The sequence below is a fragment of the Thermostichus sp. OS-CIW-26 genome, assembly GCF_054058395.1.
Map to the genome: position 1 here is coordinate 18375 of NZ_JBSSAG010000025.1, position 22480 is coordinate 40854.

A 22480-nucleotide genomic window follows, 5' to 3' on the forward strand; every position below is an offset into this window, starting at 1 on the left:
TGGCCCCCTGCAGGAAGGTGCTGGCTCCGCCTGGCCAAGGGATCCCTGGGTTGTCGTTGGGGTCGGTGGGCTCGTCGAAGAATTCGGGGATAGGAGTTCCGTTGAGAGCGGTAATCCGCTTGACCAGTCGGATCCCTTCGCCTGGGGGAGGTGCTGGGCTGGGTGTGGGCGTCGGAGTGAGTGTGGGCGTCGGTGTCGGGGTGGGTGTGGGTGTTGGAGTGGGCGTGGGCGTCGGGGTGGGTGTGGGTGTCGGAGGAAGCTAGCTTGCTCTACCCCCAAGAGAACCATTAGCAGGGCTGTGGAAACGGTGCCCAAGCTGCGACTAAAAAAGCAAAGCAATCTTTCCAGTTGACCAGGACGAAATGAAGACGGTTTTGAGGTCAGCATTCAACACTTCTCGGCTCTCTCAGCGCGTTCTCTAAGAACACAAAACCATCTTGACCAAACTTGACTAAAACGAGGCAGCCATCAGTTATCTACCCTCACCGAAACCGTGTTGCTAAAGAGCAACGAGCCCGATACTGAACGAACCACAGCTCTGTTGGTGATGATGGTGGGAAGAGCGGGAGTTTCAGGAGCAGGCACAAATGGAGTCGGCGTAGGTGCCGGCGGTAGGGGTACCGGAATGCGGAGGCGGCAGGGCTGATCCGATTGATTACCTTCTGGGGCATAGCAAACGCGAATGAGATCTTCCACAAAGCGAAGCTGATTAAAACTAAGTTGATCCGCTTGTCGAATAATGTCCGTAATGATTTCCTCCAGGTCTCGGGCTGTTCTGGAAAGAGGTACGCTGACAAACAGAATATTCTCCAGATCCCTAACTTCGGGGGGAGCTAAGTTGGAGAAAGGTACTCTATCCCGCTCCCGCAGCAAGATGCGATAAAGGGCTTCACTCCAAGGGGAAACATCCACAGCAGCACTGAAAACAAATCCCCGCAGGGGTATAGACTGGCCGGACTGACGCCCTTGGCCCAATAGGTTGGACTGAACCGATACCAATTTCCCCGGCGGTTGAATAATCGATCCGGAAAAGGGGATGGTGAACCGCAAGTTGCCCTCCAAGGCAGTGGTTGACAAGGCAGGCAACAAAATGTCCCCTCTTGAGCTTAGGTTGAACAACTCAACCTTATTGCCTCTTGAAAAGAGCGGCCCTCCCGAACAAAGGGCGGCTGTTGAGCCTGAAGGGCAAAGCTGAGCAAAGGGATCCACCACCAACCCCAAAATGGCAGAGGTAGAGCCAGAGCCGGGATCCCTTGGCGGCGACCCCACGGTCGAGGGGCTGCTGGAGGTACCACCACCGCAACCTTTCAGGAAAACCGTTAGGGAACCTGTAAGCACTGCCGCCAGGACAAGCGCAGCCGGTTGCCAAAATCTTCTGGGTATACCGAGTCGTCGAAACATTTGCTTATCGCCTCGCTCTCGATTAGGGATGTTGTCAGCCTGCGGAATGACTCTAGCGGGATCCCACCGTGAGAACAGCGTCGCTGAATGGCGCCACAAAACGGCTGCCTTCTCTCTCAACTCTCAGCTCGCCACTGAGAAGATAAGAACCAGCAGATAGCGGAACATTGCTTTGCACCCTCATTTGCAGGCGGTGCTCCCCAATAGCAGCAGGGAATAAGTTGGCAAAGGGAGCTTCCAGCCCTTCAGAAAACCGTGCCAGCACAAAAGTCCCCTCAGTAGCTGCAGCCAGACGCTGTAACTCCAGAAGATTCAAATCGACCCCCAACCCAACCACATACACGGTGAGTTTTTGTCCTCGCTCTCTGGCCAAAGTTGTCAGCTCCTGAGTAGCTTGGTTGATGGAGCGGGTGCTTTCGTTGTCAATCCCATCGGTGAATACCACCAAGCGGCGGTTGAAACGCTCGGTGGGCCGAAAGTCGCTCAAGAAACGCCCGGCTTCTACCGTGGCATCGTAAAGGGCGGTGTTCCCTCCGGGAACAGCACGCAAAACCCCTCGTCTCAGCAGCTCTCTGTCGCCGGTGAAGTCTTGCAACAGCTGAGCCGTGCGCAGAGGCTGCCCCAGGGCTGTAACGCCAAAGCCTGCTCCCCGGTTGTCAAAGCGCAGAATGGCGCCCAGATCCAGGGGTGCAGGGCGAAATTGATCCAAGAGCCGAAAAACAGCCAGGAAGCGCCGAGATTGGGGATCCAAAACCAGCAAGCTGCCTGAGCCATCCATCAGCACTGCCATGAGCAAAGGCCGCTGAGCCAGATCCGGCGGGGGGTTCTCGATCCGGGTGGGTGTCAGGGTCAAGGTTACCGGCTGCGGGATCCCTAGCAAGTCGGTTACCCGGTTTACCTGCAGGCTGACCTGACTGGCAGAGAGCTGGGTTATTGGTTGGGGTGGATCCCCGCCTTGCAGGAGGGCGATGTTGAACTCCATTTCCCCTTGTGTGCCAGAAAAGGAGCGGGTCAGAGCCCCATTGAACGTCAGGCGAGCTTGGGATCCCACAGCCGACGGCTCAATGCCTGTACCGCCGGAAGAGCCACAGCCGACAAGGCAGCTTCCCACGAGCACCAGGAGAAGCAGCCAACCAGCTTTTTGGCTTTTTACTTGACCGGGCTGTATTTTTACAGCCATTGCAGCTGCCAGTGCAAGCATAGTGGGGTGGCATGAAAGTAGGGAGTTACAATACCACCCAGTAATTCCGAAAGCTACTGTAGCACTTGGTGTAGGCGTAAAGATTTTTACTGCAGTTAGAGGATCTCGAGTTCATCTTTTTTCACAATGCGAGCACAGCGGGTCTCAGCTTTGAGCCTAGTAGGGCGGCTAAAGCCTGTCTGCTCCGAGAATTGCTTCGAGATAAAGACCCCTTTGTTTTGCCACTTGTGGCAAGCGTTCTCGCTGACCAATTGTCAAATAAGCCGGCGCTCTCCTCCGTGGCCTATAGTTCATAGCAGCTCATCAGTGCAGGTGTAAGCTCTAAAAGGATCCCCTGGGTGAGGAGGAGAACTGAACATGGCGGCAAAGCAACTCAAGTTCTATTGGAGCCCCCAACACCAGCTCTTTAGCTGCGATGGCGCCAAGTTGGAGGGGCACGGCTACATCCAAACCAACCCCTCCCATGACCTGGTTCACCTGCTCATTGCCGCCAACGGCAACATGCCCTGGCAGCCGGTGGAAAGCCGCGAGCAAACCTGCTTTGCCGAGTACAACGCGGTAATGCTGGAGCACCTGTTGGTCAACTGCTTCAACGCAGCGGTGCTGGGATCCCTGCCTGCCCAGCAGATCATCCCAGAGGCGCGGAAATTCTTGCGGTGGTTTGTTTCAGAACATTACGCCCCTTTTCCGGTGTCTGAAGAAGAGGCTTTTCGTCGCTTTGCTGCGCACCTGGATATTGAGCGCATTGTGCGTTTGTTCCCCTATTTTTACAGTCTGCGGGCTTGGGAATGCTTCAGCCTCGATTACCGCGCCGAGACCTACGACCTGGAGTTCACCTCCGAGGATGATCCCGTTCGAGAGGCCCCGGAATGGGCGGCGGATCCCAACATTTTGGAGACTCAGGAGCTGGTGCGGCAAAAGCTCTCTGAGGCAGTAGCCGAGGCGGGCTCGATCCGGCCCAAACCGGAGCCCGTTTTCCCGCCAACTTCGTCAGCTTCTCCTCTGTCCGATCCCCCAGCCAAGACCAGGCAGAAAAAAACCGGACTCGGCTTCAAGCCTGCCCGTTGATGGATCCCCTCACCCCTTTCCCACAGGGAGAGGAGAAGACTAATCTGCGCCTTTCACTAGCCGACGAAAGGCCTTTTTGCCCACCTGCAAAATCCGCCCGGCCAGCTCCGAGGCATGGGCAAACTCCAGGTCGGGATCCTCCACCTTTTGCCCATCCAGCCGCACGGCGCCCCCTTGAATCTGCCGACGGGCCTCGGCGGCACTCTTGCACAGGCCACACTCACGCAGGATGTAGCTGAGTTTAACAGGGTAAGACAACCCATCGATGGCAAAGGTGGGGATGGATCCCGTTTCGGCAAGAATACCGTCTAGCACCAGGGCTTGGGCGGTGCGCTGGGCCTCTTCTGCCGCTGCAGGGGAGTGAAACTGGGCCACTAGGGTCTTGGCTAGGAGGATCTGCCGCTGGCGGGGATCCTGCGGCAGCTCGGCAAGGGGCACTGAGGTGAGCAACTCAAAGTAGCGCTCCACCAGGTGATCCGGCACCTTCTCCAGCTTGGAGTACATGGTGAGGGGATCCTCAGTCAGCCCCACGTAGTTGTTTTTGGACTTGGACATTTTCTGGTACCCGTCCAACCCCTCCAAAAGCGGCACCGTCACGCAGAACTGCGGCGCTTGGCCCTTCCAGATTTGCAGATCTCGCCCGGTGAGCAGGTTAAAGCGCTGGTCGGTTCCCCCCAGTTCTACGTCGGCTGCCAGAGCCACCGAGTCGTAGCCCTGCAGGAGGGGATAGAGAAATTCGTGCAGATAAATTGGCGTTCCAGCTCGGTAGCGCTGGGCAAAGTCTTCTTTGGCCAGCATCTGCCCCACCGTCATCTGGGCCTGGAGTTCGATCAGCTCACTGAGAGTCAGGCGGGCCAGCCACTCGCTGTTGCGGCGCACCTCCAGCCGACTGGGGGTCTCAAAATCCAAAATCTTGCCGGCTTGCTCCAGATAGGTGCGGGCGTTTTCCTCCACTTCTGCCGGGGTGAGGCGGGGACGGGCCTCCGATTGGCCAGTGGGATCCCCGACCAGCGCTGTGAAGTCCCCGATGAGCAAAATAGCCACATGGCCCGCATCCTGGAACTGGCGCAACTTGCGCAACACCACTGAATGGCCCAGGTGTAGATCCGGTCGGGTGGGATCGATGCCCAGCTTCACCCGCAGGGGACGATCCGCTTGCGCCAAGCGCTCCGCCAGGGCAGCAGCTCCTCCTGGAAAGATCTCGGCCACCCCCCGCTCAACAATTTGGGCTATCAACGGATCCCGGTACGTTGGCGAAACTGAGGCTGACGATAAACTCAAATCCTGCTCCTCCGGCTGAACCCATGAGCCATTTTAAGCCCACGCAAAAGATGCTCGATTCTCAACTCAAGATCTTCTCCCCCTAGCCCGGTTGGAGTTGTCGATGGGCAGGGTTGGCCATCCTGCTGCCCCAATAGACGCCGCCCTATAATGGGTCTGGCTTGTTGTTGCTTTGCAACACGGACGTGACAGGGTTTTTGACGTGACCTACGGTCGCAGACCATTGGCCCGCCGGGCGAGAAAGCCGGGGTTGGAGCGTGTCTCCAATTCCCCTTTTTCCGGATCGGGGTTTGACGAGCATGCCGACTATACCCCACCCACCCGCCCCTCCCGGATCGCCCAGGTTGCCGGTGTGGTGGGCAATCTGTTGCTGGGATCCCTGCTCTTGGGATCCACGGCGACGGCTGCCGGATTGGTGGGGCTGGCCATTAGCTTCCGCAACTTGCCGGACGTGCATCAATTGCGGGATTACGTGCCCATTGCCACCACCCACATTGTCGATATTCGGGGCGAGCCCATTGCCAACCTACACGGGGAGGCCAACCGGGAAGTGATCTCCCTTGAACAGGTCTCACCGGAAATGAAAAAGGCCTTGCTGGCCATTGAAGACAGCCACTTTTACACCCATCCAGGCATTAATCCGGTCAGCTTGGGCCGGGCGATCCTAGGCAGTGTGGAGGGGGGTATAGGCTCGGCGGGGGGGGGATCCACCCTGACAATGCAGTTGGTCAAGAACCTGTTTTTGAGGCCGGAGCGTACCCTCAGCCGTAAAGTCGCCGAGATCGTGTTGGCGGTGCGTCTAGAGCAAGTCTTCAGCAAAGACGAGATCCTGGAGATGTACCTCAACCAGGTGTACTGGGGGCACAATCTCTACGGCATCCAGGCGGCGGCCCGCAGCTACTTCAACAAGGATGCGTCTGAACTGAACTTGGCTGAAGCGGCGATGTTGGCTGGGATCCTGCCGGCCCCGGAAACCCTCAGCCCCTTTCGCAACCTGGAGGGAGCCAAACGGCGGCAACACCTGGTGCTGGATCGTCTGGTGGAGCTGAAGTGGATTACCCCCGAGGAAGCCCAGGCGGCGCGGGAGCAAAAGCTGACCTTAGGCCGCATTACCTCCTTTCAAAGCAATGCTCCGGCGGTCACCGACGCCATTGAGGCGGAGCTGCGGCGCCGCTATGGGGAACAAGCTCTGATGCAGGGAGGGCTGCGGGTTCAGTCCACCATCGATCTGCGTCTGCAGCGCCTTGCCCAGCGCATTGTCAACGAAGATGGCCCCCGCATTGGGGCAGCTCGTCGTGCCGATCAAATGGCTTTGGCGGCAGTGGATCCCCGTACCGGCTATGTGAAAGCCATTGTGGGCGGGATCAACGCTCAGCGGGGCCAATTTAACCGCGCCACCCAGGCGTTTCGCCAAACGGGATCCACCTTTAAGCCCTATGTGTACTACGCGGCTCTGGCCAGCGGGCGCTATTCACCCGGCAGCATCTTGGAAGATACCCCCGTCACCTATCCCGGCTCGCCACCCTACAGCCCGAAAAACTACGACAACACCTTCTATGGCTCCCTCACCTTTGCTCGGGCTTTGGAGCTCTCCCGCAACGTGCCCACGGTCAAGTTGGCCGATGATGTTGGGATCCGCAACGTCATCGCAGCGGCTCAGGCCACCGGCATCAGTGCCGAGATGTTTCCCAACTTGGCTACAGCTCTGGGCTCGGCCAGCGTCAGCCCCCTGGAGATGGCGGCCAGCTATGCGGTCTTTGCCAATGGCGGATATCGGGTGGAGCCGACCCTCTTGGCCCAGGTGGTGGATCGCAACGGCCAAATCCTCTTCGAGGCCAGGCCTCAGCCGCAGCGGGTTTTGGATCCCTGGGCGGTGGCTACGCTCAACCAAATCCTCAAAGGGGTGGTGACCCAAGGCACCGGGAGGGCAGCTCGTCTGGACGATGGGCGACCTGTAGCCGGCAAAACCGGCACCACCTCTGATTTCCGCGACGCTTGGTTCATCGGCTATGTGCCGCAACTGTCTACCGCCATTTGGATTGGCAACGACAACAACTCCCCCATGCTGCCCGGCACCGCCGGCGGGGCCTTTGTTGCCCCCACCTGGAAGCGCTTTATGACTGAGGCTCTGCAAGGGATCCCACCTCAGGACTTCCCCAGCCCGCATCAATTTCCCCCTCCCCGACCATGACCTACAGCGAGGAGCGGCTGGCGCGCATCGAGCGCACTGTCGAGGCCAACGCTCAGGCCATCGCCCAACTGGCCCGGCAAAACCAAGAGCTGATGCAAACCATTGCCGGCACCGAGGAGCGCATTGCCAGAGCCGAGGAACGCATTGCCAAAGCCGAGGAACGCATTGCCAAAGCCGAGGAACGCATTGCTGGCGCCGAAGAACGTCTGGAGGCCGAGGTCAAACGCTGGGACGAGCGGTTTTTCCAGCTCAGCCGCGATACCCTCAACTTCACCCGCAATGTGGTTACCATTGCCGCCATCACGGCTGTTTTGATCCCCCTGCTCAGGGATGTCGCTCCCCTGCTGATCGAGCTGTTGCGGGAGGGATCCCGTTAGCCCTCTGTAGCTGGGACATCTCGCTTTTCCGACCGCTGGCCAACAAGTGGTTATCGGCAATTGCGCTGAGACAGCCGCGATTCCACCTCTCTGGGGTCGAGCAGGGTTCCAACCGGAATCGAGGTGTCCAAGGGATCCCAGCGCGTACTGATTCTGAGTTACACTAAGACTGCAAAGAAAGGTAACGCCTTTTTCTGGTTATCCTGACCCTTCGCCGCGTTCTTTCTTGCATTCCTTGCACAAGACACAGAGGACAGACGATTATGGCTTTTGAACTCCCGGCTCTGCCCTATCCTGCCGACGCGCTGAAGCCCTACATGTCGGCAGAAACCTTCTCCTACCACCACGGCAAGCACCACGCGGCCTACGTAGCCAACCTGAACAAGCTCATCGAGGGCACCGATCTGGCCAACAAGTCTCTGGAAGAAATCATCAAGGCCACCTTTGGGGATCCCAACAAAGCGGGTATCTTCAACAATGCTGCCCAAGTTTGGAATCACACCTTTTTCTGGGAATCCATGAAGCCAGGCGGGGGAGGTGCGCCTACCGGGCCTATTGCCGACAAGATCAACGCCGACTTTGGCGGCTATGACAAGTTTGCAGAAGCCTTCAAGACGGCAGCCGCCACCCAATTTGGCAGCGGTTGGGCCTGGCTGGTGCTGGACAACGGCACGCTGAAGGTTACCAAAACCCCCAATGCCGAAAACCCCCTGGTTTACGGCCAAACGCCCCTGCTCACTTTGGATGTGTGGGAGCACGCCTACTACCTGGATTACCAAAACCGGCGGCCTGACTTCATCAATGCCTACCTGGAGCACCTGGTGAACTGGGATGCTGCCAATGCCCGGCTGGCTGCCGCCTGACTCTACCTGTTCTGGGATCCTCTGACGGGGGATCCCATCGAAGACTAGCCCTATGTCTCTGTTTGCGAAGGGATCCTTGGGGATCCCTTTTTTGCGCCTAGTCTTTCCCCAAGCGTTCTCGCTCCTCGCGCAACCGCTCCAGAAAGCCGGGGGTAGGGGGTTGGGTTGGAGGGGCTGCAAGGGGAGCAGGAGTTGGAGCAACCCGGTTCATCTGGGGGAACAGGGGTTGGTTGATGGGCTGCGGCGGGAGAGGTTTGGCTGGGACAGGGGCTGGAGAAGGTGGAGCAGGGGGAGGGGGTGTGGGCACTGCAACCGGTCGGGGTGGAGGCACAGCAGGGGCTGGAGGAGGAGGTGACACCTGCTGAGTTGGAGCAGGGGGCTGAGGGGTAGAGGACACTGCCTCTGGAGTTGCCGCTGGCCTGGGTGTGGGCTCGCTTGCGGACTCACCCATTCCCAGATCTGGGGCGGGATCATCCTCAAACACCGGTTTGCCCTCCGGATCCCGTAGCAGCCAGTCCAGCAGAGGTTCAGGAGTGGCTGAGGGATCCCGCTCAGGGTGCTCTGCACCGCCGACTGGAAGGGGGCGTTCGGGGGCAGCAGGCGGTCTTTCGCTGCCTGGGCCCGGATCCAACAGCAGACGCAGGCCCCAGAAGGTGCTCCCCGCAATGACAACAAAAAGGGCTATCCCAGCCCAGAGGGGAAACGGCTTGGCCTCGGGCTCTGCCTGGGTACTGAGCAGGTGTGTGCCCGACTGCCCTGCATCCACCGCCGCCAGGGTGCGCTCGGAGAAGATGGGTGCGGTTGGGGGGGGCGCGAGGGAAGAGCTGGCAGCGCTCTGGGAGTGCAGGGATCCCTCCAATTGGGCGCTGAGAACCTTCATATCTTGGGGCCGCCGGTCGGGATCTTTGGCCAGACAGGAGAGCACCACCTGTTCCAGCTGCAGCGGAATTTCATAGGGCAAATTTGCGCGATTGAAGGGTTGGGGCTGCTGGTAATTGTGGGCCTCGTACCAGCCGGGGAAAGAATCGCTCTTCGGCTGGAGGGGGTGTTGCCCGGTCAACATGCGGTAGAGCACCACGCCAAACGAGTAGATATCCGAGCGGGCATCCAAGGCTTCCCCGCGCAGCTGTTCGGGAGAGGCGTAGCGCACCGTACCCAAAAAGCCGGTGGTCTGGGTGCCGAGGGCAAGGGAAACCTCGCTGAGGAGCTTAGCAATGCCGAAATCCAAGATTTTGACGGTTTCCCCCAGGGTTTCATCTTTCAGGACGAAGAGGTTGCTGGGTTTGATGTCGCGATGGATCACCCCCTTGATGAGATGGCCATCCTGCTCGGTCTCTAGGTTGTGGGCGTAATAGAGACCGGCGCATACTTGGCGGGCCATCCTCACCACCTGTTGAGGCGGCAGCACCGGCTGCTTGAGCATTAGCTCCCCCAAACTGCGCCCCGTCAGGTATTCCATCACCAGGTAAGGTTGGTCGTTCTCTAGGCCATAGTCCAATACCTTGACAATGGCAGGGTGCTCCCCCAGCAGCGTGCTGATGCGAATTTCCTGCTGAAAACGTTTGTGCAACTGGCGTCGGGTGTTGTCATCGCCTGCTAAGTTTTGGTGCAACAGCTTGACCGCCACCGGACGGTTGAACAGGCGCGTATCGACAGCCTTGAACACCTGCCCCATGCCACCTGCTGCAATGCTGTGAACCAGTTGATAGCGCTGGCCGATCACTTTTCCAGGAGCAAGCTGGTTCATGGGCAGCCCAAGAGCATGTACCCTCTGATTCTAATGCGTGTTTCTCGGGGGTTTCTCCCGCCTTTCTCTGGGCACTACTGCCAAGCTGTTTTCACTGCTTAATGTGTCTTAATGTGTCTGATGTACTTACTTTTGAATACTTATTAAACGCCCTGCCAGTAATTGAAGGCCGGACAAAGTCTGTGGGGCATCGAGAGCTACTTGGATCTGGAGGGATCTGATAGACTCATGCGGGCGCTTTGCCGGGTCTGTTCATTAGCTGTCTGTCGGGTGATTTATGCTGGCTAACTGGCTGCAAATTTCGGGGATCCCTCTAGCCATGATTGGCCCTGTTGAGAATCCGGTGCTGGTGTTTTTGATCATCCTGACCATCATGCTGGTGGCTCCCTTGCTGTTTGAGCGGCTGCGCCTGCCGGGGATCATCGGGTTAATCTTGGCTGGGCTGGTGGTGGGGCCCTACGGCTTGGGCATCTTGCGGCGGGACGAGACCATCATCCTGCTGGGCACAGTGGGGCTGTTGTTTCTCATGTTCATGGCGGGGCTGGAGACCAGTCTGGAAGATTTGAAGCTCAATGCCGGGAAGGCCACCCTCTTCGGGGCGCTCACCTTTCTGTTGCCCATGCTCATCGGCACAGCAGCCATGTTGGCCATTGGGTATGGCTTTCTGGCGGCGGTGCTGGTGGCCTCTTGTTTTGCCTCCCATACCCTGATCGGCCTGCCGATCGTCTCCAAGTTGGGCCTGATGCGTCTGCAGACGGTAACGGCTACCTTGGGGGCCACCCTCATCACCAATGTCCTGGCTTTGTTGGTGTTGGCGGTGGTGGTGCGCGCCCATCAAGGGGAGCTGTCGCTGCAATTTTGGCTGACGTTGATCCCTTCCATTGCCCTCTACACGTTTGCCACCCTGTGGGGGGTGCCTAAGCTGGGCAGTTGGTTCTTTCAACGCTTTGGTCACGACGAGGGAGCAGAGTTTACTTTCGTGATCGCCACTTTGTTTGTGGTGGCCTATGGAGCAGGGTTAATTGGCATTGAGCCGGTGGTGGGAGCCTTTCTGGCCGGGACGGCCATCACCCCTATCATCCCGCCTCTCAGCCCCCTGATGAACCGGATTCAGTTTATCGGCAACACCCTGTTTGTGCCTTTCTTCTTGATCTCGGTGGGGATGCTGATCAATCCCGGCATTCTCTTGGGGGAGCCGCGCACGCTGCTGGTGGGCGGAGTGATGATTGCAGCGGAGGTGGTGAGCAAGTTTCTGGCCGCTTGGATCCCGGCCCAATTGTTTGGCTGGCGCTTTGCCAGCACGATGATCATGTTCGGTTTGTCGATGGCTCAGGCGGCGGCTACCCTGGCGGCGATCACGGTGGCTTTTCAGGTGGAGTTGGTGGATGAGCTGACGGTGAACGGCATCATTGCCATGATCCTCGTGACCTGTGTTGCCTCGCCTTGGATTGTGGCCCGCTGGGGAGAGCAAATGCAGCCAGCCGAAGTGGCGGCAGAGTCCACCGAATTGCCCAAGCCGGATTGGGGAGCTCGCGTCTTGGTGCCGGTGGCCAACCCGGATACCGAAAGCAACCTGCTGCAGTTGGCGTTGATTTTGGCCAAAAAAGATGGGGGAACGCTGCTGCCGCTGCATGTTTTGTCTGACCGCGCCGGGATCTCGCCGGCAGCCCTGGCCCGGCAGGAGCAGTTGTTGACCTTTGCAGAAGCTCTGGCCCACAGCGCCGTGACCCGAGTGGAGCCGATTCGGCGGGTGGATGACTCGGTGGAAAAAGGGATCATTCGCTCGGCGGCGGAACGGCAGGCAACCTTGGTGATCCTGGGCTGGAAGGGCTACTCCACCTATGCGGAGAACTTTTTCGGCAGCATCATTGACGCGGTGGTGCGGCAGGTGGGGATCCCAGTCTTGATTACGCGGTTTCCGGTACCCATCGAGACGGCGCGCCGCATCCTCTTGGTTGCACCGGAGCTGGAGGTCTCTCCCGGATCCCTGCAGCAGACCATTGGGCTGGCGCAAACGCTGGCCGGCGAATTGAAAGCAGGTTTGCAGATCCTGCTGGTGCAAACCCGACCTGGGCGGAAAAGCTCCCCAGCCTTGCCGGCAGAAAGCTATGCCCACTTGCCGGTTCAGCGGGTGCAGGGGGGGGTGGTGGCGGAAGCCTTCAAAGCGCTGCAGCCAGGAGATGTGTTGGTATTGGTTCCCAGCGAAACCGGCAACCGGTCGCGTCTGGGCCGAGAGCCGGAGACCATCGCCCGCAACCGACCCAGCCTTCCCATCATCGTGGTGCATTTGCCGCGGGATTCAGCTCATCCCTTGCGCCAAGGAGATGGGGTTCTGGCGGCCGCAGAGCCCACTTGACAGGGATGGCATTGGGGTGTTGTCTGGCGGACTGGAGCTCTTGTCTCAACGACGCCCCGGCTCCCCTGGTAAACTGGGATACCCTAGGTTCGGAGCAGTCGTGAGCCAGAAGGGAGGCCCAGAGCCATAGACTATGTTGATTGAGGAAGTGGGGATGGTACCCTACGGAGCACAGGAGCATGACTCTAGTCAATAATAAGCTCAACTATACTGAAAATGATGTATAATATGTTCAGTACGGATTACTACCAGCTGATCTTTCTGTTTACTTTCGAGTCTGCCAACATGGTAGCCAAAGCAAAGCAGAAAATTGGTAGTAAGACGACACGGAAACTGCGCTTTGGGTATTCTACTCAAAGCTTTGCGGGATACCGCCATTCTGTTTGGACTCCGTCCCGCTAACGCGAATGGAAACAAACAGAATGCTATCGCTGCATAGTTGAACAGTGATGTTCAGCAGTGTTCAGCGTAAATGTATCAGTATGGTTGCCTATTTGCTGGAAGTCGGCTGTGAGGAACTCCCGGCCAGTTTTGTGGATTCGGCCCTAGAGCAGTGGCGAACCGGGATCCCGGCCTCTTTGGCGGAGGCTCATCTGCAAGCGGAGCAGATGCAGCTTTTCGGTACGCCGCGCCGCCTGGCGGTTCTGTTGCAGGGGTTGCCCACCCAGCAGCCGGATCGCACTTTGGAGGTGAAGGGGCCGCCGGTTCAGGTCGCCTACCAAGATGGCCAGCTCACCCCTGCCGGGGAAAAATTTGCCCAAAAACAAGGGGTGGATCCCGGCAGCCTGGAAATCCGGCAAGTGGGCAAGGGCTCCTTTGTGTTTGCGGTGCAGCGGGTGCGAGGCCGGCCAACAGCAGCTGTGCTCCAGGAACTGGCACCCGCCTGGATTACCAACTTGAGTGGTGAACGGCTGATGCGCTGGGCCTGCGGGGATCTGAAGTTTCCGCGCCCCATCCGCTGGCTGGTCTCCCTTTGGGATGATCAGGTGCTGCCTTTGCTGCTGCCGACCCACGAGGACAATTCCATGCCGGGCTTGGTGGCGGGGCGGGTGAGCCGGGGGCACCGCGTTTTGGGATCCCAGCAGGTTGTCCTGGAGCGGGCCGAGAGCTACGTTCAGCAAATGCAAGAGGCGGGGGTCAGCCCCGATCCAACAGCGCGAGAGGCATACATTCAGGCTGAGGTGACCAAGCTGGCCAGGCAAGTGAATGGGGAAGCCCAGATCCCTGCTCCTTTGCTGCGGGAGGTGGTGCACTTGGTGGAGTGGCCGACGGCGGTTTTGGGGCGCTTTGAGCCAGAGTTTTTGCGCTTGCCCCCTGCGGTGATCGAGACGGTGATGATCACTCACCAGCGCTACTTCCCAGTACGGGATGGCCGGGATCCCAGAAAATTGCTGCCCTATTTCATCACCATCTCCAACGGCGACCCCCGGCAATCGGAGCGGATCGGGGCAGGCAACAGCCGTGTGGTGCGGGCGCGCCTGGCGGATGCCCGCTTTTTCTACGAGGAGGATCGGCGGATCCCCTTGGCGCAGCGGGTGGAACGCCTGCAGGCGGTTACTTTTGCCGAAGGGCTGGGCTCCATGCGGGACAAGGTGGAGCGCATCCGCCACATCAGCCGCCTCATTGCCGCTGCCTTGAACTTGGATGCCCAGGAACAAGCGCTGGTGGAGCGCACCGCCCAACTGTGCAAAGCGGATCTAGTTACCCAAATGGTGTACGAATTCCCGGAGCTGCAGGGGATCATGGGGGCCGACTACGCTCGGCAGGATGGGGAACCGGAGGCGGTAGCCGAGGGGATTGAGCAACACTACTGGCCTTTGGGAGCGGGGGACGCTTTGCCCAATTCCTTGACCGGGCGGGTGGTGGGCTGGGCGGATCGCCTGGATACCTTAGTGGGCATGTTTCGCTTGGGGCGGATCCCCAGCGGTTCCTCGGATCGCTTTGCCCTGCGGCGGGCCGCCAACAGCCTGGTGCTGGTTGCCTGGGATGCCGGCTGGACTTTTGACTTCAACTTGCTGTTGCAGAGCGTGGTGCAGGACTATGCCTTTGGCGATGTCCACACCTTGCGAGCCTTGCAGGAGTTTTTGGCCCAACGGATACAGACCCTTTTGCAGGAGGAAAAACGGATTGATTACGACTTGGTCAGGGCTGTGGTGGGGGATCCAGAGTCCGTCAAAACCGAGGATCCCCAGAAGGCCGAGCTCACCTTGCGGGCCCTGGGCAACCTGCCCTTGACTTTGCTGCGGGCGGAGTACCTGCAACACCTGCGGGCCACCGGGGAATTGGCGGATCTCTATCCCACCCTCAATCGCTGTGCCCGCCTGGCAGCCCAAGGGGATTTGGACTACGCCGTGGTGGATCCGGCAGCCGCCGTGGATCCCGGTCAGTTGCAGGAGGCGGCAGAAAGGGAGTTGTACGAGGCTTGCCAGAAAATCTATCGTCTGGGGGTGGAGCCGGCCTTACGGGGAGATTTTGTTCCCTTGGTGGAAGCTCTGCAAGCGGCAGCCCCTCAGGTAGCCCAGTTTTTTGAAGCCGTTCTGGTGATGGATCCGGATCCTGGTCGGCGGGCCAACCGGCTTAATTTGCTGGGGGTATTGCGCAATCAGTCCCGCCTGTTGGGGGACATGGGGGCTGTGGTTATGGCAGGGGAGTCGTCGCCGGAGAAGACCTCCTAGCTGGCCAATCCAGACACGCTTGGAACCCTCACTCCCGGCCCCTCGGGAGCTTGGGAATGGACATGCAACCTATTATCCAAGGAAGCGCAGACATTGCTGCAAAGCCCGCTGCACCGAGCCTAGGTAGCCCTCTCCAAACAGGTTGAGATGGTTGAGCCAGTGGTAGAGCTGGTAGAGGGGCTTGCGGTGGGGATACCCCTCGTCCAAGGGGTAGGCCTGCTGATAAGCCCGATAGAACTCGGCTGGAAAGCCCCCAAACAATTCTGTCATCGCCAGATCCGTCTCTCGATCCCCGTAGTAGGTGGCCGGATCGAAAATCACCGGGGATCCATCGGGCAAGGCCCCGTAGTTGCCGCCCCACAGATCTCCATGCAACAGAGCGGGTTCTGGCCTGTAGTCCTGAAAAAAGGCTTCCAGCTCCGCCATTACCCGTTCGGCTTGGGCCACCCACGTGCCGCGATACCCCTGTTGGCAAGCCAATTTCACCTGGTAGAGCAGCCGCTGTTCCCGATAAAAATCCGGCCAATTCTGCCGCCAACTGTTGATCTGAGGCGTAGAGCCGATGGTGTTGTCGCGCTCCCAGCCGTAGCTGCCGTTGGGGGATAGGGTGCGGTGCAACTGGGCCAACTGGGATCCCAACAAACCCGCAGTGTGCGGACGGGGCGAGGTTAGCTCCAGGTATTCCAGCACCAAGTAGGCCTGCTCTCCTACGGATCCCCAGACAATGGGCTGAGGTACGCGAATGGCCTGGGCAGCCGCCAGGGTTCGCAAGCCCGCAGCTTCCGCTGCAAACATCTCCAGCGCTCTTTCTCCCCCACGGGCCAATTTGACAAAGTAGTCTCTTGCCCCTTCTGCAAGAGGGTTTTGGGAAGCGCAAGAAAACCGATAGGTGGCGTTGATGCTGCCCCCGCCCACAGAACGATACTGCAGGGGCTGGATGGGATCCCCTGTTGCTTCTGAAAGGTGCTGGGCGATGGTCTGCCAAAGAGTTTGCATCAGCAGCAAAAGTCAATTGTCGGAGAAAAACAGGTACTTATGGTCATTTCGGGTAGTCATTTCAGGTTAGGGTGAGACGCCTGAGCCATTGCCTGGGCCATTGAGAAAAGCCCTATGGCCCCGTGCATTCAAAGTTTTAGGTGTGGGCGCAGTCTCCTGGTTTAATTGAAATGACCATAACTCTTTTTTTGTGCTACTTTCACCTTCTCATTCTCAAGAGCACAGTCAATAGCGCGAGGACTCCGTCCCGCTGGCAGGACGGGTTGGACGCCAGACCGGGCTCTATCCTTCAGTCGAGCTTCTGGGTACTGGTCTCCGTCTTGCTGCAGGGCAGCCGAGTCTATCTTGCGCTTGCGGGTCTTGACTGTTGTCGGCCTCAGGTCTTCTCGGTTCAGCCAGCGATAAACTGTTGCACGACTAACCTTGTTCATCCGTGCAACTGCTCCCTTCCTGGACATACCCTATGACTCTCTCTCAGGTCTAAGCTTCCTCCTGAGGTCTACCTCCATGCCTTCTTAGCTGCAGGGCCGTCTCATTCTTAAATGAATTGACCCTGTTCCTAACCTGTGGGGCTCTGGGGTCTTGAGCTTCCGCCTCCTATGGGGAAAGTGGGGGGAGAGCTGTATCTCAAATTAAGTTCGAATTGAGGTCAGCATTAGCAGCGGAGAGGCTCAGAAATGGCCACCACATCCTGCAGAAACTGATCCTGTTGCTGGCGCAAAATGCCCAGGTCAGGACCTTGGTTGAGCAGGACAAAGTGGATGCCATTCGGCAGCTGCCCCATCGTCATCAGCCGATCCGCAGCGGATCCCACCTGAGCAGCCGTGCCTGGGGGCAAGGTGCGCGCCCGCAGGGTGCTGTGGCCAGTGCCCGCTCTGGGCAAGATCCGAGTCGGATCCCCATCTGTGAAATCTACCAGGTGTTCCCAGAGATGAGCTAGGGCGCGGGGGGAAAGGTACAGCGCTCGCCCTCTTTGCCCCAGGCGAATGTCTTGCTCGGCGGGGGCCATTTGGGAATCCAGGCGGGAAATGGGCTGAGCCACCAACCGCTGCCGCAGGTACTCCAGCAGGGCTGTTTCGCCCCCCAGTTCCGCCAACAGGGCTTCTGCCATGGCTCGGTCGTTGCTGCCATTGAGGATCTGCAACAGGGATCCCAGCCGTAGCGAGGTGTAGCTGGCCAGGCAGTGGGCGTCCGCGGGGAGGGCTGTTAGGACTGACACCGAGCCGCGAATGACAACCGGATGGGGTTGTTGAGTATTGCTGAGGAGTTCTGCCAAACGCTGAGCGCCGCCCAAAGGATCGGGTTGGCCCAGCAAACGGAAGGGGGGCAACACCTTCACATCCCCGTCGATCTGGCGAATGTTGAGGCTATGCAAATGGCGGGCCAGCTCTGCCACATTCGCTTCCGTGAAATAGGGATCCCCGCCACCCACCAGGATCAAATCTCCCGTCAAGCGATGGCCCAACCGATGGCCTGTGGTGTAGAAGCGGGTCTCAAAGCGATGCTCGTAACCCCAAGTCTCCAGGGCCATCAAGCTGATGGCCAACTGATCCAAGGCTCCCACCGGCAAAGGTCGATCCAGCCCATGCTCCGCCAACAGCTCCCCTTCCGGCGTCCAGAGCAGGATCCCCTGTTGAGAGAGCGCTCCCCCTTGGGCCGCCAATCCTTGCAAAAAGCCGGACAAGACCGAAGCGTAAGGAGAATCTTCCCACTGCGGCGATTGGGCGCGGGGCCACCAAGGGGGAAGGCCCGGCGTCCCACTTGGGGAAGGCAGCGGCGGCGGTGGAGTGGGGATGGGGGGGAAGGGATTCTGAGTCAATGTGGGAGACTCGACTTCAGCACCTGTGGGGTTGCTCCAGCAGGCCCCCAAGGCCAAAGCACCAGCTAACGGGATCCCTGCCCAGAGGAGACGACGATGGGGGCGCAACCCCTGTGGGATAAGCGGCATGATGACCTCACAAAGACACTTGCAAAGGACAACGGGCTGGCAAAAGACTTGACGCTACTCTAGTGCCATCCGAACTGCCTTGGCAAATCTCTGTGCCAGCCTTTTCCAGCGTTATCGACTCCGGCCAAGGCAAGCCCATCTTTTGCTTGTCAGGGATCCCAGTCGGCTGTAGCCTGATGCGAAGCCAGAAAATGCTGTGTTGCCTGATGGATATCCTTTGCAACGGCAATGGCTGCAGATCGTCCGTTGGCTGTGCAAGGGCTAGGCTGTACTGGAGAGGGTGGGAGATGGCTCATACACTCGTGCAGAACGGATCGCAAGCTCCTTCTCTCCTGAGTAAAAGATAAAATAGGGCGATTTAGACTCCGAGCATTCCAGGCCGCCGATGGGAAACAGTCAAACCGGGGAGATGGTTCAATCGGAAAAGCAGGCTTTCCTAGAACGGTGGAATGACATTCTCGCCCCCAACTCCCTGGGCTACCGCATTCGGCTGTTGTCTCAATTGGTGCGGCGGAAGTTCCAGTCCTATTTAGAGCCTTTTGGCCTAACCATCTCCCATTGGGTGGTGCTCTGCTGCCTTTGGGAAGAAGACGGGATCCCTACTTCCACTATTTGTGAGCGCTTGCAGCAGTTGGGGGGCACCATGACCGGGGTGTTGGATGGCATGGAAAAACGGGAGCTGATCCGGCGGCAGCGAGATCCTGAGGATCGGCGGATTTGGCGGGTCTACCTCACACCTGCGGGGGAGGAGCTGAAAGACGTTTTACCCCCTCTGATTTGGCAGTTGCGGGAGCAAACCTACGGCTGTCTCAGCCCAGAAGAACAGGCAACCCTCTCGCGGTTGGTGGATCGGCTGATCGCCCATCTGTCAGCTAGAAATCGCAGGAGCCCCGCACTGTACCCGTAGGGTCACTGCCGGAAGGAATGCGCTTTGATGAAGTACAATGAACTTATGAGCCAAGTCCTGACCATATCCTGTAAGCTCAAGGCGTTCCCGTCACAAGCCGCCAAATTGGACGCGACGATGGATGTCTTTGTGCAGGCATTGAACTGGGTCAACCAGAACACGCCGGAGAAGATCGTCAACGCGGTCAAGCTGCAATCCCTTTGCTACTACGAGATTCGAGCCCGGTTTGGCTTGTCCAGTAACTTGGCTCAACAGGTGTGCAGACGGGTAGCGGGTTCCCGCAAAGTGGCTAAGCAGAAAAAGCGTCCCGTCAAGGAGTTTAAGAGCGGCTTTGTTACCTACGACGCTCGCATCTTTTCGTTCCGTCAAAAAGACTGGACGGTGTCGCTCACCACGGTGGAAGGGAGAGAACGCTTTGAACTGGCCATTGGCAACTACCAGCGTGGGATGCTGGCTGGTTCTAACCCCAAATCGGCCACCCTAGTCCAGCGGAAGGACGGCTCCTACTACATCCAGATTTGCGTAGAGAAAAAACCACCCAAGCAACAAGATACCGACAAGGTGATCGGGGTGGACTTGGGAAGGACGGATATTGCCCATACGTCAGAGGGGGACAACTGGAATGGACAGCAGTTGAACAAAGTCCGAGACCACTACTCCCGACTGAGGGCGGCACTCCAACGCAAAGCCAGTAAGGGCACACGCAGTTCGCGGCGCAGATGCAGAGAACTGTTGCAACGGCTGTCTGGCAAGGAGAGACGCTTTCAAACGTGGGTCAATCATCGCATCTCCAAAGCTATTGTCTCCAGGGCAAAAGCTACCAACAGCGCTATCGCTCTGGAAGACCTGACAGGGATCCGGAAAAGAGTCAATCAACAACCCCGCAGCAAAGCCGAGCGGCGCAGGGCCAACAGTTGGGCGTTCTACCAACTACGTCAATTTCTGGAATACAAGGCGAGGGTTGCAGGGGTTTCTCTGATTCTTGTTCCGCCTGCTTACACGTCGCAGACCTGCCACCGGTGTTTGCACATCCATCCCGACCCTGCGCAATCCTATCGCAGTGGCAAGTCGTTCAAGTGTGGGCACTGTGGATGGGAAGGGGATGCGGATTTGAATGGTGCGAATATGATTGCGCTCTTGGGGGCTGCTGTAAACCAGCCTAGAGGTTCGGGCTTGTTTTGTTCTCTGGTAGAGCAGAGCAGGCTCAGGGCTACTGAAAGCCCGCTCCGTACCGCTTAGCGGTCGGAGCCGGGTAGTTTACTGGATCCAGATGCGGCTGTGCTGGCGGAGCCAAGTCAATAGTCTTTATCTTGAGAGCGCCTTTGGGGGAGGGCGGAGCTTTGTCTGGAGATTTGCTGATCCGAAATGCTGAGCTGCTGGTGCCGGAAGGGGATCCCTGGCGGGGGGATGTGCTGGTGCGGGAGGGGCGCATTGCCCAAATCGGCCAAAACCTCTCGCCAGAAGGGGTGGCCAAGGTCATCGACGCCGAGGGCCATACCTTGATGCCGGGGGTGATCGATCCGCAAGTTCACTTCCGCGAGCCGGGCCGAGAGCACAAAGAAGACCTGCAGACGGGATCCTGGGCCTGTGCCCGGGGCGGGGTGACCAGCTTTTTGGAGATGCCCAACACCGACCCGCTGACGATTGACCAAGCGACGCTGGATGACAAGTTGGCCCGTGCAGGCAGCAAGTGTGTGGTCAATTACGGCTTTTTCATCGGGGCCACTGCCGATAACTTAGAAGAGTTGCAAACGGTGCAGGGAGCCTGTGGCATCAAAATCTTCATGGGATCCATGCATGGGCCCCTGTTGGTGGATGATCAGGCGGCGCTGGAGCGGATTTTCGGGGAAACGGATCCCAACTTTTTAATTGCCGTCCATGCCGAAGATCTGTCTCGCATCACAGCTCGTAAGGCCCTGTTCGCCGGACGCACAGATGTAGCCGTTCACTCGCAAATTCAGGACGAGGAATCGGCCCTGATCGCCTCACGGCGGGCTTTGGACTTGGCCACCCGCTACCGCCATCGCCTACACATTTTGCACCTTTCCACCGGCCTAGAGGTGGAACTGCTGCGCCAGCACAAGCCGGCCTGGGTGACGGCAGAGGTGACCCCCCAACACCTACTGCTCAGCACCGCCGATTACGCCCGGCTGGGATCCCTGGCCCAGATGAACCCCCCCCTGCGGGATCCCGCTAACCTGGCCCAACTGTGGCAGGGGCTGCAGGACGGGATCCTGGATTGCATTGCCACCGACCATGCCCCTCATACTTTGGAAGAAAAGGCTCAGCCCTATCCCCACTCCCCTTCCGGTATGCCCGGCGTGGAAACCGCTTTGCCTCTGATGTTGACGGCAGCCCAGCAGGGGCGTTGTACGCTGGCGCAGGTGGTGCGGTGGATGTGTGAGGCGCCGGCCCGCCTCTACGGGATCCCCAACAAAGGGCGGCTGCAGGTGGGCTACGACGCCGACCTGGTGCTGGTGGATCGCCACACACCCAAACCGGTGCGGCGGGAAGAGCTGCTGACCAAATGCGGCTGGAGTCCCTTCGAGGGCTGGGAATTGGTGGGCTGGCCCCTAGTCACGATCGTGGGCGGACAGATTGCCTTTCAAAACGGCCAGGTGGATCCCTCGGTGCGGGGAAAGGCTCTTCAGTTTCAGCGCTAGCCAGGGATCCCTGCTATCCCGCAAGGGCTTCCGATAGCAGCAGGACAGAAGTGGCGCAGTAGCCTATCCTAGCTTCCCTCTCCCTTTGTGGGAGAGAAGCCAGGCCTGAGGGCGGGATGGCGCAAAAGCCTCAGGAACGGTCTCAGGCTGGTTTGCCGATCACCACACACCTCGGCCTGCTGGGTCCGGCAACTCTGGCCCAGAAACTCGTGTTACTCTGAAAATGATAATTACTGATAATCAAAATTGAAAACGGCAAGGGGGCCTCATGAAAGTTGCCTACGTGTTCACTCACCCTCGCTGCGGCACCTATAAGTTGGGCCAGATGATCCTGCCCCAGCTAGAAGCAGGGGTGCATGGAGCGCAGGTGGTGGGCATGTTCTTTTTCGACGACAACTGCTTTGTTTTGCGGCAGGGGGATCCCATCGGCGAGCGCCTAGCCAAGATTGCCGAAGCGCAAAACATTTTTCTGATGATGTGCGACATGTGCGCCCTGGAGCGCAACCTGGCGGAAGGGGAACCCAAGTGGTGCGACGCCCAGGGACGTGGGTGCAAGGAGCCGGGCTACTGCGTTCCTAAAAACGTGGTCAAAGGCGTGCAGGTGGGCTGCTTCCCCGACCTCTACGAGGCCTTGAAAGACAACCCACCTGACCAAGTGATTACGCTTTGACGGAAGGACCCCGACTTAGCTGACGGCCACAGCCGCCGGCGGCTCTTGGCTGGGCTGAGAGCCGATCTTGCGGAAGATCAACCGCTCGTTGGCTACATCCACCAAAATGCGGTCGCCGGGCAGGAACTCGTTTTCC

Annotated in this window: 18 protein-coding genes; 10 read left to right on the forward strand and 8 right to left on the reverse strand. The window is 58.8% G+C overall.

The features are described from left to right. Nucleotides 1–468 precede the first annotated feature (468 nt). From ACVW0C_RS10260 to ACVW0C_RS10270, 3 genes are all read right to left on the reverse strand, one after another. Nucleotides 469–1086, reverse strand: coding sequence for a hypothetical protein (locus tag ACVW0C_RS10260; protein ID WP_457385274.1), 618 nt, complete (start codon nt 1084–1086; stop codon nt 469–471). Nucleotides 1087–1106: 20 nt separating this feature from the next. Next, on the reverse strand, nt 1107–1295 hold the full coding sequence (locus tag ACVW0C_RS10265; protein WP_457385275.1) for a hypothetical protein: 189 nt from the start codon (nt 1293–1295) through the stop codon (nt 1107–1109). 158 nt (nt 1296–1453) lie between these two features. After that, on the reverse strand, nt 1454–2512 hold the full coding sequence (locus tag ACVW0C_RS10270) for a vWA domain-containing protein (protein WP_457385277.1): 1059 nt from the start codon (nt 2510–2512) through the stop codon (nt 1454–1456). A 447-nt stretch (nt 2513–2959) separates the two neighbouring features. Between ACVW0C_RS10270 and ACVW0C_RS10275 the strand changes: the two genes are divergently transcribed. Further along, nucleotides 2960–3670 carry a hypothetical protein gene (locus ACVW0C_RS10275; RefSeq protein WP_414330718.1) on the forward strand — a complete coding sequence of 237 codons (711 nt, stop codon included), beginning with the start codon at nt 2960–2962 and terminating at the stop codon, nt 3668–3670. Nucleotides 3671–3709: 39 nt separating this feature from the next. On the opposite strand, the gene tyrS is transcribed toward ACVW0C_RS10275, so the two are convergent. Then, on the reverse strand, nt 3710–4951 hold the full coding sequence (tyrS, locus tag ACVW0C_RS10280) for a tyrosine--tRNA ligase (RefSeq protein WP_457385278.1): 1242 nt from the start codon (nt 4949–4951) through the stop codon (nt 3710–3712). Between the two features lie 202 nt (nt 4952–5153). Here tyrS and ACVW0C_RS10285 point away from each other — a divergent pair, with 202 nt between their 5' ends. The 3 genes from ACVW0C_RS10285 to ACVW0C_RS10295 all read left to right on the forward strand — a co-directional run bounded on the left by ACVW0C_RS10285 (nt 5154) and on the right by ACVW0C_RS10295 (nt 8382). After that, nucleotides 5154–7142, forward strand: coding sequence for a transglycosylase domain-containing protein (locus ACVW0C_RS10285; protein WP_457385279.1), 1989 nt, complete (start codon nt 5154–5156; stop codon nt 7140–7142). Continuing rightward, nucleotides 7139–7519 (forward strand): hypothetical protein, encoded by a 381-nt coding sequence (locus ACVW0C_RS10290; protein WP_414329401.1) that lies wholly within the window; start codon nt 7139–7141, stop codon nt 7517–7519. Before ACVW0C_RS10285 ends, ACVW0C_RS10290 begins: the two co-directional genes overlap by 4 nt. Before the next feature lie 263 nt (nt 7520–7782). Beyond that, nucleotides 7783–8382 (forward strand): superoxide dismutase, encoded by a 600-nt coding sequence (locus tag ACVW0C_RS10295; protein ID WP_414407224.1) that lies wholly within the window; start codon nt 7783–7785, stop codon nt 8380–8382. A gap of 97 nt (nt 8383–8479) precedes the next feature. Here ACVW0C_RS10295 and ACVW0C_RS10300 read toward each other — a convergent pair whose 3' ends face one another. Next, nucleotides 8480–10129, reverse strand: a complete 1650-nt coding sequence (locus ACVW0C_RS10300) for a serine/threonine protein kinase (RefSeq protein ID WP_457385280.1) — start codon at nt 10127–10129, stop codon at nt 8480–8482. 277 nt (nt 10130–10406) lie between these two features. Between ACVW0C_RS10300 and ACVW0C_RS10305 the strand changes: the two genes are divergently transcribed. Both ACVW0C_RS10305 and glyS read left to right on the forward strand, forming a co-directional pair. Further along, nucleotides 10407–12485, forward strand: a complete 2079-nt coding sequence (locus ACVW0C_RS10305; protein WP_457385282.1) for a cation:proton antiporter domain-containing protein — start codon at nt 10407–10409, stop codon at nt 12483–12485. Nucleotides 12486–12967: 482 nt separating this feature from the next. Further along, the gene (gene glyS / locus ACVW0C_RS10310) at nt 12968–15160 is read left to right on the forward strand and encodes a glycine--tRNA ligase subunit beta (protein WP_457385296.1); all 2193 of its coding nucleotides are present in this window, start codon (nt 12968–12970) and stop codon (nt 15158–15160) included. Nucleotides 15161–15232: 72 nt separating this feature from the next. Here the strand turns inward: glyS and ACVW0C_RS10315 are convergent, their stop codons facing one another. The 3 genes from ACVW0C_RS10315 to ACVW0C_RS10325 form a co-directional block, all read right to left on the reverse strand. Continuing rightward, nucleotides 15233–16156, reverse strand: a complete 924-nt coding sequence (locus ACVW0C_RS10315; protein WP_457385283.1) for a fructosamine kinase family protein — start codon at nt 16154–16156, stop codon at nt 15233–15235. A 161-nt stretch (nt 16157–16317) separates the two neighbouring features. After that, complete coding sequence (locus ACVW0C_RS10320) at nt 16318–16614, reverse strand: IS630 transposase-related protein (RefSeq protein WP_083757663.1); 297 nt, start codon at nt 16612–16614, stop codon at nt 16318–16320. A gap of 197 nt (nt 16615–16811) precedes the next feature. Continuing rightward, a complete protein-coding gene (locus ACVW0C_RS10325; RefSeq protein WP_457385285.1) occupies nt 16812–18104 on the reverse strand; it encodes a D-alanyl-D-alanine carboxypeptidase in 1293 nt (430 codons plus the stop codon). 409 nt (nt 18105–18513) lie between these two features. Between ACVW0C_RS10325 and ACVW0C_RS10330 the strand changes: the two genes are divergently transcribed. The 4 genes from ACVW0C_RS10330 (at nt 18514) to ACVW0C_RS10345 (ending at nt 22344) form a co-directional block, all read left to right on the forward strand. Next, nucleotides 18514–19011, forward strand: a complete 498-nt coding sequence (locus ACVW0C_RS10330) for a MarR family winged helix-turn-helix transcriptional regulator (RefSeq protein WP_457385298.1) — start codon at nt 18514–18516, stop codon at nt 19009–19011. A 45-nt stretch (nt 19012–19056) separates the two neighbouring features. Beyond that, the gene (locus ACVW0C_RS10335; RefSeq protein WP_457385300.1) at nt 19057–20250 is read left to right on the forward strand and encodes an RNA-guided endonuclease InsQ/TnpB family protein; all 1194 of its coding nucleotides are present in this window, start codon (nt 19057–19059) and stop codon (nt 20248–20250) included. A 101-nt stretch (nt 20251–20351) separates the two neighbouring features. Further along, entirely contained in the window at nt 20352–21674 is a 1323-nt protein-coding gene (locus ACVW0C_RS10340; protein WP_457385287.1) for a dihydroorotase, read from the forward strand. A 268-nt stretch (nt 21675–21942) separates the two neighbouring features. Beyond that, nucleotides 21943–22344 (forward strand): SaoD/DsrE family protein, encoded by a 402-nt coding sequence (locus ACVW0C_RS10345; RefSeq protein ID WP_457385289.1) that lies wholly within the window; start codon nt 21943–21945, stop codon nt 22342–22344. The last annotated feature ends 136 nt before the right edge of the window (nt 22345–22480 follow it).

Bases quoted from the DNA above. Each gene is read 5' to 3' on its own strand.
- ACVW0C_RS10275 (WP_414330718.1), top strand. From the start codon at position 2,960: ATGGCGGCAAAGCAACTCAAGTTCTATTGGAGCCCCCAACACCAGCTC.
- ACVW0C_RS10290 (WP_414329401.1), top strand. From the start codon at position 7,139: ATGACCTACAGCGAGGAGCGGCTGGCGCGCATCGAGCGCACTGTCGAG.
- ACVW0C_RS10295 (WP_414407224.1), top strand. From the start codon at position 7,783: ATGGCTTTTGAACTCCCGGCTCTGCCCTATCCTGCCGACGCGCTGAAG.
- ACVW0C_RS10300 (WP_457385280.1), bottom strand. From the start codon at position 10,129: ATGAACCAGCTTGCTCCTGGAAAAGTGATCGGCCAGCGCTATCAACTG.
- ACVW0C_RS10305 (WP_457385282.1), top strand. From the start codon at position 10,407: ATGCTGGCTAACTGGCTGCAAATTTCGGGGATCCCTCTAGCCATGATT.
- glyS (WP_457385296.1), top strand. From the start codon at position 12,968: ATGGTTGCCTATTTGCTGGAAGTCGGCTGTGAGGAACTCCCGGCCAGT.
- ACVW0C_RS10315 (WP_457385283.1), bottom strand. From the start codon at position 16,156: ATGCAAACTCTTTGGCAGACCATCGCCCAGCACCTTTCAGAAGCAACA.
- ACVW0C_RS10320 (WP_083757663.1), bottom strand. From the start codon at position 16,614: ATGTCCAGGAAGGGAGCAGTTGCACGGATGAACAAGGTTAGTCGTGCA.
- ACVW0C_RS10325 (WP_457385285.1), bottom strand. From the start codon at position 18,104: ATGCCGCTTATCCCACAGGGGTTGCGCCCCCATCGTCGTCTCCTCTGG.
- ACVW0C_RS10330 (WP_457385298.1), top strand. From the start codon at position 18,514: ATGGTTCAATCGGAAAAGCAGGCTTTCCTAGAACGGTGGAATGACATT.
- ACVW0C_RS10335 (WP_457385300.1), top strand. From the start codon at position 19,057: ATGAGCCAAGTCCTGACCATATCCTGTAAGCTCAAGGCGTTCCCGTCA.
- ACVW0C_RS10345 (WP_457385289.1), top strand. From the start codon at position 21,943: ATGAAAGTTGCCTACGTGTTCACTCACCCTCGCTGCGGCACCTATAAG.